This window comes from Rhodococcus sp. PvR099 (assembly GCF_017833315.1).
Classification (GTDB): Bacteria; Actinomycetota; Actinomycetes; order Mycobacteriales; family Mycobacteriaceae; genus Rhodococcus_G; species Rhodococcus_G oryzae.
Genome location: NZ_JAFIBV010000001.1, coordinates 1,229,266 through 1,242,625, shown reverse-complemented (window position 1 = coordinate 1,242,625; position 13,360 = coordinate 1,229,266). Strand labels below are relative to the sequence as shown.

Sequence of the window (13,360 nt, the reverse complement as noted above, 5' to 3'; positions counted from 1 at the left end):
TCAGGCCGAGCCGACGCCCACCGCGTCGGCCGCGGCCGCTGGCCCGCCGATCGACCCGTACACGTGCCGGGTCCCGATCGGCACGATCAGCGGCCGGTCGGAGACGGGGTCCTCGATGACGCGGGCCTCGAGCCCGAACACCTTCAACAGCAGCTCCTCCGAGATGACCTCGCTCGGGGTGCCGGACGCGACGACCGCGCCCTCGGACATGACGATCAGGCGGTCGCTGTACCGAATGGCGAGGTTCAGGTCGTGCAGCACCATCACCACCGTGCGTCCGAGTTCCTCGTGCATCCGGTCCACCAGGTCGAGGACCTCGACCGAATGCGCCAGGTCCAGGTACGTGGTCGGCTCGTCGAGCAGCAGGATGTCGGTGCCCTGGGCGAGCGCCATCGAGATCCAGGCGCGCTGGCGTTGTCCGCCGGAGAGCTGGTCGACGGGTCGGTCCGCGAGCTCGGACACCCCGGTCAGGGCCAGCGCCCTGGCCACCTCGCCCTCGTCGTCGGCCGACCACTGCCGGATCCAGGACTGGTGCGGGTGCCGTCCGCGGGCGACCAGGTCGGCCACGGTCAGTCCCTCGGGCGCGACGGGGGCCTGCGGGAGCATGCCGAGGGTGCGCGCGACGTCCTTGGTCTTGAGGGTGGAGATGGCCTTGCCGTCGAGCAGCACCTGGCCGGACTTCGGCTTGAGCAGTCGGCCGAGCGAGCGGAGCAGGGTGGACTTGCCGCAGCCGTTCGGCCCGATCACCGTCGTCACCACGCCGGTGGGGATCTCGAGGTCGAGCCCGTCGACGATGATGCGGTCGCCGTAGCCGACGGTGAGGGCCTCGGCCGCGAGCCGGGGCGCGGTGTGCTCGGTGGTGAGCTCGCTCATCAGACCGACACCTTTCGATTGTTTCGGACGAGCAGGTACAGCAGGAACGGTCCGCCGAGGGCCGAGGTCACGATGCCGACGGGGAGCTCGACGGGGAGGATGGTGCGCGCGATGACGTCGCTGCCGACCACCAGAACGGCCCCCACCAGGCCGGAGGCCAGGATCGGCGGTCCCGGGGTACGCAGCAGCCGGAGTGCGAGCTGCGGAGCGCACAGCGCGACGAATCCGATCGGGCCGACGGCGGCCGTCGCGATGGAGGCGAGCGCCACCGCGGCCAGCAGCAGGGTGGCCTGTCCGGCCTGCAACCGGACGCCGAGCGAGCGTGCGTTGTCGTCGCCGAGACGCAGCGCGCCCAGGGTGAACGAGGAGATCAGCGCGATCGTGCCGACCACCGCGACGCCGATCGCGACGGGCCACACCTGCGCCCAGTCGCTGCCGTTGAGGGAGCCGTTGAGCCAGACCTGCGCACGGGCGACGTCGTTGATGTCGGCGGAGATCAGCATCCACTGGATCGCGGCGATCAGCATGGCGTTGAACCCGATGCCGATCAGCACCACCCGGTAGCCCTGGACTCCGCCGCGCCACGCGAGCGCGTAGATGATGACGGCGGTCGCGATGCCGCCGATCAGCGCCGCGATCGGGATGCCGAGCACCGCGAGCAGTCCCACGAAGCTGCCGCCGCCCGCCAGCACGATGAGGGCCACGGCGGCCGCGCTGGCCCCGGCGGTGATGCCCAACAGGTCCGGGCTGGCCAGGGGATTGCGCAGGATGGACTGGGTGATCGCGCCCGAGATGCCCAGCGCGAGGCCGGTGAGCAGCGCGGTGAGGGCGCGAGGCAGGCGCAGGTCCATCACGATGAACCGCTCGACCTTGGTGCCGCCGCCGAAGAGGATCTCGGCGACGGTCGGCACCGAGATCGCGAAGTCGCCGCGGCCGATGTTGATGCACAGCAGCAGGAACGCGGCGAGCAGCAGGCCTGCGGTGATCGCGACCATGGTGGTGCGGCGGACCAGGGAGACCGGCCCGACCCGGAACCCCGGGCGCGACGGCACGGTGGTGGGGAGTTCGACTTTGTCGTCGATCAGGCTCACAGCGACACCAGCTTTCTGCGCCGGACGAGCGCGACGAAGAACGGTGCACCGAAGAGCGCCAACACGATGCCCACCTGGAGTTCGCCGGGGCGGACCACGACGCGGCCGATCACGTCCGCGAGCAGGACCATGATCGCGCCGATGATGCCTGCATAGGGCACCAGCCAGCGGTAGTCCGGTCCGGTGATCGACCGGGCGACATGGGGCACCACCAGTCCGACGAAGGCGATCGGGCCACAGGCGGCGGTGGCGGCGCCGGTGAGCAGGGTGATCGCGATGATGCCGATCGTCCGGCTCAACACGATGTTGGTGCCGAGGCCGCGGGCGACGTCGTCGCCGAGGCTGAGCACGTTCAGGCTCGGGGTGCTCGCCATCGCGATCAGCGTGCCGATCACCAGGAACGGCAGCACCTGCCAGAGCACCTCGGGTCCGCGCCCGGCGATGGAGCCGACGACCCAGAACCGGTAGCCGTCGAGGCTGGTCTGGTCGAGCAGGATGACGGTGTTCGTCATGGCGCTGAGGAACATCGCCACCGCGGCACCGGCGAGCGCGAGGCTCAGTGGGCTCGATCTGCCGTTGCCGATCGACGAGATGCCGAACACGACGATGCTCGCGGCGAGGGACCCGGCGAAGGCGAACCACAGGTACTCGTTCGGTCCGGCCAGCCCGAACAGGTAGATCGAGAGCACCACGAAGAACGCGGCGCCGCCGTTGAGGCCGAGCAGGCCCGCGTCGGCGAGCGGGTTACGGGTGTGGCCCTGGATGAGCGCGCCCGCGATGCCGAGCGCGATGCCGACCGCGATCCCGAGGGCGGTGCGCGGCACCCGCAGGGTGCGCACCACCAGGTCGGTGTCGAGGCCGGTCGGGGTGAACAGCGCGTGGAAGATCTCGGCGAAGGTCATCGGCCGGGCGCCGACGGCAACGCTGGCGAGGGCGGCCGCCGCGAGCAGCAGCACGAGGAGGGCGAGCCCGAGCAGTCGGCGCTTGCGGATCGCGGCCATCGAGGTGTCGCGGCGGATCGGGGTGAAACCCTCCGCGACCGCGGTCTTGAGCCGGACGACCTCGGAGCCGCTGCGGGGGAGCAGGGCCCGGCGGGTGCCGAGCGGCCTGCCGGACTCGGCGTCCCTGGTGACCAGGCCCAGCCAGCCCTTGCCGACGCTCTGGCCCGTGGCGCCCTCCCTGCTGCCGCGGTTCCAGACGAGCAGGGCGGCGGCGGTGATCAGCGCGACGCCGCCGAAGACCGCGCGATCCATCTGGCCGCCGCCGTTGTCGTCGCGCAGGGAGTCGACGATGAACCAGCCGATGACCAGGGGGAGGGCGACCACGCCGAGGTCCGCGAGGGCGGCGAGCAGCCGGCGTTGCAGCGGTGCCGGACCGGTCGGGACCTCCAGCGAACCGTAGATCTCGGTCGGGTGGGTCCCCCGGGTCTCGGTCGGCCCGGGGCGAGCGGCGACCGAACCGGGTGTGGGGGTGGACGTCACGGTCGGGGGCTCCTGATCGGCGAGGCGCAAGCTTGCGAGATTAGGTTACGGAACCCTATCCCCGGCCGGGGGCTCGGCTCCCGCTCGCCCGCAAGTAATGGTTAGGCTAACCTACATTCGCGGTCGACCCGCAAGCGGTCGCCCTGCAGTTGATCTCGACGAGATGTCCGAATGTCGCCGACCCAGGAGTGAGCAGTGTCATCCATCGCAGCGCCCCCGTTCGCAGTGTCATCGACCGCCGTTTCGGTGAAACCGGTGCGGAACGACCCGGCCGCCGCGCTCGACGACTCCTGTCTCCGACTCCGGGGCATCTATCCGGAGTACCCGCGGGTGTATGCCGTCGCTCTGATGGCCGACCAGGGCAAGCGTCGCTGGTGGTCTGCCGTCGAGGGGATTCACGGCGATCGCCTCGAGCGGATGGTCGAGCGGGCGCTGGCCGACCTCTGCGATCCGGAGGCGGCGGCCGCCTCGGTCGCGACCGCGCTCATCCACGCGGTGATCGGCCGGGTGGCGTCGCTGGTGGTGTTGGAGGGGCGCGCCTGGGATCCGGGTCTCGAGAACCTTTGGTTGCACATGGACAGCGACGGCTGCATCGACTGGGCCGGGGTAAGCGATCCGGTGCTGCGGGTGCTGCCCGGTGATCGCTGGGCCGGGACGCGTGCCGCGGTGACGTTGCCGTGCGAGGGCGCTCTGCTGGTGTGGACCGTGCACCGCTGCCACACCGCGCTGGTCGCGTTCTTCGATGCGCTGGACCTGATCGTGCCGCTCGATCGATCGCGCTTGTGGGCCATGGTCGGTGAGGCGATCCTCGGTGCCGCCACGCTTGTTCCCATTCTCGGCGGCGTGGGCGAGTCCGCCGCGATGCGCCGGGGGCAGGGCCTGCTCGACGCCTTTGAGGGTGCCGGGGTGCCGGTCCGGGCGCGTGCCGACCGGGCAGCTTTTCGCCGCGGCGTCGCTGCGCTTGCATGTTAGGCCAGGCTTGCCTATTGTCATTCTCGGAACGTGAATGATCGGACCGCGCCGGAGTCCTGAGGGCTGCAGAGACTCCCGGTCCTTCCCCGCGACGGGCCCCACACCTTCGGGTGCGGGGCCCGTCGGCATTTCGGGCGAAAGGTACATTCACTCGACCGGCAACGATGGAGTGTGAAGATGAGCAACGTGTCCTCGATGAGCGATCTGTCCGGGATGGACCCCGCGGCCGCAACCCCGTTCCTCAACAAGGGATTCGGTGAGGTGCTTGGGCTCGAGTACACCGAACTCAGCGGCGACCGGGTCCGGGCCCAGTGGACGGTCCGTCCCGAGCTGTACCAGCCGGCGGGCATCATGAACGGCGGCGTGCACTGCGCGGTCGTCGAGACGCTCGCCAGCATCGCGGGCAGCATCTGGCTGGGTGACCGGGGGCATGTGGTCGGCGTCAACAACAACACCGACTTCCTGCGGGCCACCCGCGACGGCGTCCTCTTCGCGGAGGCGACGCCGGTGCACCGCGGCCGCACGCAACAGCTGTGGCAGGTCGCCGTGGTGGACGAGCGGGACCGCCTGGTGGCCAAGGGGCAGGTGCGGCTCGCGAACGTCACAGACACGGACCGGCTCGGGGGCTAGCGAACGAACGAGAGATCGGTTCGTCACCCCCGACTGTCGCCATTGATCGCAGTCACTGATTGCGCAACGCATTTGTCGGCAGCACTGCCCCGCTCCGGAGGGGCGGGATCCGGCAACGAAGCGGTCCATTTGTGGGACTGCCGCCGCGCTTAGCCCAGCAAAGATGCGCCTTGCCAAGAAGACGCGCGATCCCTCATCTCGTAGGCGTCAAACCTGCGGCCGGTTCTTGTAGACGGCCCGGAGGACCAGGAACGCCAGCCCGGTGGCAACCGTGCAAACCAACAGGGTCACGGTTCCTTTGGTCCAACTACCAGCCGAGGCACCGAAAACGACGCCAAGGATTTCGGACATGAGGAGTCCTGCGGTCAATGCCTGCCGCTCGTTGATCCTCATGTGGCTACCGTGACTCCTGACGCATCAACCAGTCTCGAACAGCGTCGAGCACTGCGTCCTGCATGCGGAGGCCCTTGGCTGCGCAAGTCATTTTCAGTTGGCGCTGTACCTCGACAGGAAGCCGAGTCCCGAAGGGTGCGAGCGTCGCGCCCTTCAGCGATCGATCCTCCGGTTGAAGTGACCGTTGCGGTGCCCCTTGGACGGTTGGTAGTGCCGTATATGGCTGTAGTTCGCCTCGATGGGATCCAAAGAGGTGGCTAGATGTTCTCTTGTCCGCATTTGGTAGATGTGACCCCCCGCTGATCCCCACTTGTACTCCGTGTCTGATTTGTATATTTAGATACTTAGAGCATGCAATCCTAGTGCATTTCGGGGGCATTGTCTTCGAAAGTTACCTGCGAGTATCTAGCGGTGAGATCGCACGCCAAATCTCGCATGTATGCACGCATGATGGAGGCTGGCTGGTCATACCAACGGCGCCGCTGATTTACGGAATTGCAACCGAAATCCACAACCTCAGGTTGTTAGTCGTGCGGTCGCACTCCTTTTCTAGAGCTGTGGGCATGAACTCTGGGCTACTTATCGCCCTCGCGCGATTTCAGGCGAGCCCAGATCTTCCCGACAAGAATGGGCGCTAAAAGAGCGCCGAGGATCAGCCCCAACAGGGCATCTGTACTTAGATGCGACGCCATCGACACGAGGAAGGCGAGCGTCGCGACGAGCACAGCCCAGCCGCCGAACCGGGCAACGGGCGCAGTAGTCGGCCGCTCCAACCAACGGGCTGTCGTGGCCGTGATCGTGTAGACGATCACGGCCACGACAGCCATGGTGATCATGATCCACATCAGCTGCAGTATCCACCCGAGTAGTAGTCGACACCCAGAATGCCGGCGCCGAACGGAAGCGGGGAGCCGGGCAGCAACGGGAGTCCGCCGAGGCCGAAGCCTACCTTGAACTGAACGCACTGGCCGGATGCTGCAGCGAAAGCGGCAAGGCTGGCAAGTGTCCGCCCAGCCCACATCGCACCCGGATTCGGAAGCCAGGCGGCCACGCCTCCCCCTGCCCCCATCTTGGCAGTCTCCATTTTGTTGAGATAGACGTGGCCGGACACCCATCCCCAGTTCCAGGAGGGATCGGCGGTCACGGGGAAGGCTGTTTCCTCGGTGAAGTCGACATGCTGAACGAGGCTGTTTCCCTCTACTTTCAGCGAAGTGGAAATCGCGCCACCGTTCGCATCGGTCGCCCATGGCTTCTTGAAGCTGCCGACCGGGAGGCCGGCGGCGTTGTTCACTGTGATCGACCCATCTTCCTGAGGATCGGTGGTGAAGCCGGCCGGCAGGTTGAGGGGGAATTCGTAGCGGCTCGGCGCCGCCGCGTCGGGGATGGTGATGGTGGTCGAGACCTCGCCGTTCGGGCCAGTCTTGGTGTCGAACGACGTTGAAGCGCCAGGGATGGTGTCGAACGATGGTGAAGCGTCGCCCCGTTCGCCAAGAGTGTCGTGGGGGATTTGCCAGCTGATTTGTGAACCATCTGTTCCGGTCCCCTGAATCTCCTCACCAGGAGTGGACGGCGCAGCATTTGCAACTCCGCCAAGCGGCAGAATTGCGGCCATTGCAATAGTGGTCAACACGACACGAGAACGAACCTTCATGGATCTCCCTGCTTGGCGGGTTGGCGGACTTATCTCCGCCCGAGCCAAGGATGCTTCATCCGGATTTTTGCGTCAATGGCCAACCCGGAATAGCGGATGCATTTTCGAAATCCATATGCGGGTTATCTTGTTAGCATTCCAAAAATGCGCGTCAACCAGCACGGGAATGCAGTAAAGACAGAAATCTGACAACCTAACAATATTTGTAAATAGGTGGCGGCCTCGGGCTGGTTGCGGGCCAGGCGTCGCATCCCGCAACGGCCAGGGCGCCCGGCCGGCCATCACGTTGGTAGCAGTCGGCTGATCGGGGCGTGGCCGGGCACACCGAGGGCCGCGTCCAACGGAGTCTTCGTGCCGTTGATCGGAGAGTTGTTCGTAGTGTCGCGTCTGGCGCTATCGGGAAAGGAAGGCGATGCAGTGACTGAACCGATGAATCCAGTCGATCACCGGCAGGTCGATGCATCGCGCTTGCCGTTGCATCCAGCGTCCTAGATGCCTCGTGGTCGGGACGGGTCATCGGGGTCGGAATTGGTGTCGTGCTTGTCATGCTGGGAGAAAAGTTCCTACTTCCTCGGATGTCACGCCGAGATGCGATCAGACGGTGCCGCTCACCGCGTAGTGGGTGGTCCTAGGCCGGATGAATACCCCAAAGGCGTCGTTGCGGCGGCGAACTAGTTGGTAGCCTCCGGACCGGGGAATGCGGCCGGGGTGGTCCGCGTAGTAGACCTGCACTCCGCTGCAGGTAGTCCACAGGGGGACAAATTGGTAGTCGCCATCGCGCTCGTTGCTGGCTTTCTCGTACTCCTTGCCGGCGGAACGGCGCTCATCGAACGGCTGGATAGACCAGGGCGCAGAGAATCGGATGAGAAGTGGATGTCCCGCGGGCAACCCGAGGATCATCCCTAGATTCTCTCAAGTGTCGGTTCTGGCCAGGGCATCAACGGCGGCTGTCCAGCGAGGAGCGGACCGGTACTTCCCTTGCCGGCCCGCATCTCGCCAGGCAGCCCTGAAACGCAGTTCGTTCTGACGGGCACACAGGAACCCTCCGCTGCCCACCGGCTTCGCATCAGGTGAGGAACTGCGCCGCCCTGTCCGCCAGGTCGAGCACGGGCTGCGGCAGGATCCCGAGCATCAGCGTGACGACGGCGCACAGGCAGATCGCGGCCGCGGTCGCGGTGCTGGGCACGACCACCGTCGTCGCCTCGGATTCCGGCGTCGGGTCGGAGAAGTACATCAGCACGATGACCCGCACGTAGAAAAACGCGGCGATCGCGCTGCTGATCACGCCGACGATGACGAGGGGTACCGCCCCGCCCTCAGCGGCGGCCCGGAACACCGCGAACTTTCCGACGAACCCACTGGTCAACGGGATTCCGGCGAACGAGAGCAGGAACAGGGCGAAGACCGCGGCCAACAGCGGTGAGCGTCGGCCGAGGCCGGCCCAGCCGGCCATGTCGGTGGTTTCCTGGTGCCCGTCCCGCACCAACATCACGCAGGCGAAGGCGCCGAGCGTGCTGAAGCCGTAGGCGAGCAGATAGAACATCGTCGCCGAGAGTCCCGCGTCGTTCCCGGCGATCAGGCCGGTGAGGATGAATCCGGTGTGGGCGATCGCCGAATACGCGAGCATGCGTTTGACGTCGGTCTGGGTGATCGCCAGCACGGCACCGATCAGCATGGTCGCGATGGCGACGGCCCACAGCATCGGACGCCAGTCCGCCCGCAACTCCGGCAGGGCGACGTAGAAGATGCGCAGCATGGCGCCGAACGCGGCGACCTTGACGGCCGCCGCCATGAAGGCGGTGACCGGGGTGGGGGCGCCCTGGTACACGTCGGGCACCCACGAATGGAACGGCACCGCACCGACTTTGAACAGCAGGCCCACGCTCAGCAGCCCGGCACCGAGCAACGCCAGCACCGGCCGCTGCTCGCCGCCGTCGGCGATCGCGTCGGCTATGCCCGCGAGCCGCACCGTGCCCGCGTAGCCGTACAGCAACGCCACGCCGTAGAGAAAGAACGCCGAGGAGAACGCGCCGAGCAGGAAGTACTTCAGCGCTGCCTCCTGGGAGAGCAGGCGCCTGCGCCTGGCCAGTCCGCAGAGCAGGTACAGCGGCAGCGACAGCACCTCGAGCGCGACGAACATGGTGAGTAGGTCACCCGCCGCCGGGAACAGCAGCATCCCGCCGACCGCGAAGAGCGTCAGCGGGAACACCTCTGTCTGCATCACTCCCGCCCTGGTCGCCTCCAGTTCGTCGACGCTGCCGGGCACCGCGGCCGCCTGGGGGGCGAAGGCGTCGATGCCGCCGACCCCGGCCGCTGGACTCGGGACCGAGACGACCGCCGCCCGCCGCGCCCCGCCCGCGGCCCGCGGTCCGCTGCGTTCGGCGATCAGCAACACCGCGAGGATCGAGACCAGCAGGATCGTGCCCTGCAGGAACAGGGTGGGGCCGTCGACGACGACAGCGCCCATGACGGCGGTGCCGTGATCTCCCCTCAGCAGCACGACCGCGACGAACGCCGCGCCCAGGCCGCCGAGACTGAGCACCAGGTGGCTGGTGAGGCGGCCGCGGGTGGGCGCGAACGCCTCGACGATCACCGCCACGACCGCCACCCCGAACACGATCAACATCGGCGCGAGCCTGCCGTACTCGATGTCCGGTGCGGGCAGCGCAGCCTGGGCGAGGGCTTCATGGGACCTCATCGGGGCGCACCTCCGTGGTTGTCCTGATCGGCGACGAGGCCGGTGAGGGTCGGGCCGGTCGGTGCGGGATCGTGCTGACCGATCGTGGTCATGATCTGACTGACCGCGGGGTTGACGATGTCGAGGACCGGTTTCGGGTAGAAGCCGAGGACGAGGAGCAGCGCGATCAGCGGGGCCACGACCGCGAGTTCGCGGGGCACCAGGTCGCGGATGCGCTTGTTGTCCTCGGTCACCGGACCGGTCATCAGGCGTTGATACAGCCAGAGCACGTAGATCGCCGCGAGAACCAGCGCGCTGGTCGCGATCAGCGCGGCGGCCGGGTAGCGGGTGAAAGTGCCCACCAGGACCAGGAACTCGCTCACGAACGGGGCCAGCCCGGGCAGGGACAGGGTCGCGAGGCCCGCGACGAGGAAGGTGCCTGCCATCACAGGGGCGACCTTTTGCACGCCGCCGTACGCGGCGATGGCCCTTGTGCCGCGGCGGGAGACAAGGAATCCGGCCACCAGGAACAGGGCAGCGGTCGAGATGCCGTGGTTGACCATGTACAGCGTCGAGCCGGCCTGCCCCTGACTGGTCATCGCGAAGATGCCGAGAATGATGAACCCGAAGTGCGAGATCGACGTGTAGGCGATCAGCCGCATCACGTCGGTCTGACCGATCGCCAGCAACGCGCCGTAGACGATGCCGATCACCGACAGCGTGACGATCAGCGGCGCGAAGTACGCGGACGACTCGGGGAAGAGCTGCAGGCAGTAGCGGAGCATCGCGAAGGTGCCGACCTTGTCGACGACGGCCATCATGAGCACCGCGGTGGCCGGGGTGGCGGCAGTGGCCGCGCCCGGCAGCCAGGTGTGGAAGGGCCACAACGGCGCCTTCACTGCGAAGGCGAACATGAAGCCGAGGAACAGCGCATTGAGGACGCCGGGATCGACGCCGAGCCCGCCCGAGGAGGCGGCCGCGACGATCTCGCGGAAGTCGAAGGTCCCACCCGGAAGCGGGCTGCCCTCGCGCACCGTCACCACGTACAGTCCGATCACCGCGGCCAGCATGATCAGGCCGCCGAAGAGGTTGTACAGCAGGAACTTCACCGCCGCGCGAGACCGGTGCACGCTGGCCCTCCGGGTCACCGCGGTGGCATCGGTCCCGCCGAATCCGCCGATGAGGAAATACATCGGGAGCAGCATCGCCTCGAAGAACACGTAGAACAGCAGGATGTCGAGGGCGGTGAACGACACCAGCACCATCGATTCGACCACCAGGATCAACGCCACGTAGAAGTGGATCCTGCGCCTGCCGATCGGCTCCGGCTCGGGGACGTCGTTCCATCCTGCGAGCAGTAGCAGCGGCACCAGCACGGTTGTCAGCAGCACCATCACCAGCGCGATGCCGTCCACCCCGAGGGTGTACCGGGTGCCGAAAGCCGGGATCCAGGCGTGTGACTCGACGTACTGGTACTGCGCGCCCGCCGGATCGAAACCGACCGCCACGGACACCGCCAGCGCGAGCACCACGAGCGCGGTGCCGAGCGCGACGGACCGGGCGAGCCGGTGCTTGTCGGCGGGCAGCGTCAGGACAGCGGCGGCGCCGACGAGCGGTGCCACCCAGATCGCGGTCAACCAGGGCAGGCTCATCGGAGACCCACCAGCACCATCGTCGCGGCCACCGCGCCCGCGCCCGCGAACATGTACAGGGCGTAGGTCCGGACGAAGCCGGTCTGCAGCCGTCGGATCCGCGCCGACGAGCCGGCGATCGCCGCGGTCAACCCGCTCACCGCGCCGTCGATGCCCCTGCCGTCGAAGTAGCCGAGCCACCGCGTCAGATGTTGGCCAGGACGCATGAACACCGCCTCGTTGACTGCGTCGCCGTACAGGTCCTTGCGGGCCGCGACGGTGAGTGGGGAGACCGCGGCGGGCGCGACCTCGGGGATCTTCTGCCCCGCGTACTGCCGATAGGCCACAGCGACACCGGCGAGCACGACGACCAGGGTGGTCACGGTGATCACCCATACGGGGACGGCGAGATCGGGATGTTGGGCGCCGACCACCGGTTCGAGCCAATGCTGGAGCGCCCCACCGAAGGCCAGGATCGCGCCGGAGGTCACCGAACCGATCGCGATGAGGATCATCGGCCACGTCATCACGCCCGGCGACTCGTGCGGGTGGGCGACTGTGCCGTCTGGTCGCTCCGCAGGCTCCGCGCCTGTGCCTTCTGGTCGCTCCGCATGCTCCCCTCGCCATCGGGGCGTGCCGAAGAACGTCAGCAGCATCACCCGGGTCATGTAGAACGCGGTGATGCCCGCCCCGAGCAGGGCGGCCGTACCGAGGACGATGCCCTCGGTGCCGCCCGCGCCGAACGCCGCCTCGATGATCTTGTCCTTCGAGAAGTACCCGGAGAAGGGGGGAATGCCGAGGATCGCGAGATAGCCGAGCCCGAACGTGACGAAGGTGATCGGCATGAACGCCCGCAATCCGCCGTAGCGGCGCATGTCAGTCTCGTCGTTCATGCCGTGCATCACCGACCCGGCGCCGAGGAACAGTCCCGCCTTGAAGAAGCCGTGGGTGAGCAGGTGCATGATCGCGAACGCGTACCCCGCGGGGCCGAGGCCCGCGGCGAGCACCATGTAGCCGATCTGGCTCATCGTCGACGCCGCAAGCGCCTTCTTGATGTCGTCCTTGGCGCAGCCGATGATTGCGCCGAACAGCAGGGTGACCGCGCCGACCGCTACGACCGCGAGCTGCGCGCCCGGCGCCAGGTCGAAGATCACGTTGGACCGGACAATGAGATAGACGCCCGCGGTGACCATCGTGGCGGCGTGGATCAGCGCCGACACCGGGGTCGGGCCCTCCATCGCGTCGCCGAGCCAGGACTGCAGCGGCACCTGGGCCGACTTGCCGCACGCCGCGAGCAGCAGCGCCAATCCGATTGCCGTGACCGCGGACTCGCTCGCCCCGTCCGCCGCGGCGAAGACGCCGCTGAAGTTGATCGAACCGAACGTCGCGAACATCATCATGATCGCGACGACCAGGCCCATGTCGCCGACGCGGTTGACCACGAAGGCCTTCTTCGCCGCGGTCGCCGCCGACGGCTTGAACTGCCAGAAGCCGATCAGCAGGTAGGAGGCGAGGCCGACGCCCTCCCATCCGACATAGAGACCGAGGTAGTTGTCGGCGAGCACCAGGAGCAGCATCGCGGCCAGGAACAGGTTGAGGTAGGCGAAGAAACGACGCTTGGCCACATCGTCTTTCATGTAGCCGACCGAATAGATGTGGATCAGCGAGCCCACCCCGGTGATGAGCAGCACGAAGCAGATCGACAGCTGGTCCAGCAGGAGCCCGAAGTCCACCTGCAGGCCCGCGGCAGGTAGCCAGCTGAAGAGGTCCTCGGACAGGGCACGATCGGCGGTGTCGCGGCCCAGCATCTGGGCGAAGAACACGACACCGACCGCGAACGACGCCAACGCCATCGCACAGGCGAACAGATGGCCCCACCGGTCGGTTCGCCTGCCGCCGAGCAGCAGCACCGAGGCGCCCAGCAGCGGCAGGGCGGGCAGCAGCCAGATCCCCCCGGTCAC

Annotated in this window: 11 protein-coding genes; 2 read left to right on the top strand and 9 right to left on the bottom strand. The window is 67.5% G+C overall.

Annotated elements, in window-relative coordinates:
• The 3 genes from JOE46_RS05580 to JOE46_RS05570 are packed head-to-tail and all read right to left on the bottom strand — an operon-like array spanning position 1 to position 3,367.
• Positions 1-873: an ABC transporter ATP-binding protein gene (locus JOE46_RS05580; protein ID WP_209926498.1), complete on the bottom strand. Its 873-nt coding sequence runs from the start codon at positions 871-873 to the stop codon at positions 1-3.
• Positions 873-1,964 carry an iron chelate uptake ABC transporter family permease subunit gene (locus JOE46_RS05575; protein WP_097213359.1) on the bottom strand — a complete coding sequence of 364 codons (1,092 nt, stop codon included), beginning with the start codon at positions 1,962-1,964 and terminating at the stop codon, positions 873-875. The genes JOE46_RS05580 and JOE46_RS05575 overlap by 1 nt, the downstream gene beginning before the upstream one ends.
• Positions 1,961-3,367: an iron chelate uptake ABC transporter family permease subunit gene (locus tag JOE46_RS05570; RefSeq protein ID WP_097213410.1), complete on the bottom strand. Its 1,407-nt coding sequence runs from the start codon at positions 3,365-3,367 to the stop codon at positions 1,961-1,963. Before JOE46_RS05570 ends, JOE46_RS05575 begins: the two co-directional genes overlap by 4 nt.
• 324 nt (positions 3,368-3,691) lie before the next feature.
• Here JOE46_RS05570 and JOE46_RS05565 point away from each other — a divergent pair, with 324 nt between their 5' ends.
• A complete protein-coding gene (locus JOE46_RS05565; RefSeq protein ID WP_179800667.1) occupies positions 3,692-4,417 on the top strand; it encodes a hypothetical protein in 726 nt (241 codons plus the stop codon).
• Between the two features lie 195 nt (positions 4,418-4,612).
• Complete coding sequence (locus tag JOE46_RS05560; protein ID WP_373560285.1) at positions 4,613-5,047, top strand: PaaI family thioesterase; 435 nt, start codon at positions 4,613-4,615, stop codon at positions 5,045-5,047.
• Positions 5,048-5,254: 207 nt separating this feature from the next.
• Here the strand turns inward: JOE46_RS05560 and JOE46_RS05555 are convergent, their stop codons facing one another.
• The 6 genes from JOE46_RS05555 to nuoL form a co-directional block, all read right to left on the bottom strand.
• Complete coding sequence (locus tag JOE46_RS05555) at positions 5,255-5,440, bottom strand: hypothetical protein (RefSeq protein ID WP_097213358.1); 186 nt, start codon at positions 5,438-5,440, stop codon at positions 5,255-5,257.
• Between the two features lie 575 nt (positions 5,441-6,015).
• Positions 6,016-6,285: a hypothetical protein gene (locus tag JOE46_RS05550; protein ID WP_097213357.1), complete on the bottom strand. Its 270-nt coding sequence runs from the start codon at positions 6,283-6,285 to the stop codon at positions 6,016-6,018.
• A complete protein-coding gene (locus tag JOE46_RS05545) occupies positions 6,285-7,091 on the bottom strand; it encodes a hypothetical protein (RefSeq protein ID WP_209926497.1) in 807 nt (268 codons plus the stop codon). Before JOE46_RS05545 ends, JOE46_RS05550 begins: the two co-directional genes overlap by 1 nt.
• A gap of 1,066 nt (positions 7,092-8,157) precedes the next feature.
• Entirely contained in the window at positions 8,158-9,789 is a 1,632-nt protein-coding gene (gene nuoN, locus JOE46_RS05540; RefSeq protein ID WP_097213354.1) for an NADH-quinone oxidoreductase subunit NuoN, read from the bottom strand.
• Positions 9,786-11,420 (bottom strand): NADH-quinone oxidoreductase subunit M, encoded by a 1,635-nt coding sequence (locus tag JOE46_RS05535; RefSeq protein ID WP_097213353.1) that lies wholly within the window; start codon positions 11,418-11,420, stop codon positions 9,786-9,788. The genes nuoN and JOE46_RS05535 overlap by 4 nt, the downstream gene beginning before the upstream one ends.
• Positions 11,417-13,360: an NADH-quinone oxidoreductase subunit L gene (gene nuoL / locus JOE46_RS05530; protein WP_097213352.1), complete on the bottom strand. Its 1,944-nt coding sequence runs from the start codon at positions 13,358-13,360 to the stop codon at positions 11,417-11,419. The genes JOE46_RS05535 and nuoL overlap by 4 nt, the downstream gene beginning before the upstream one ends.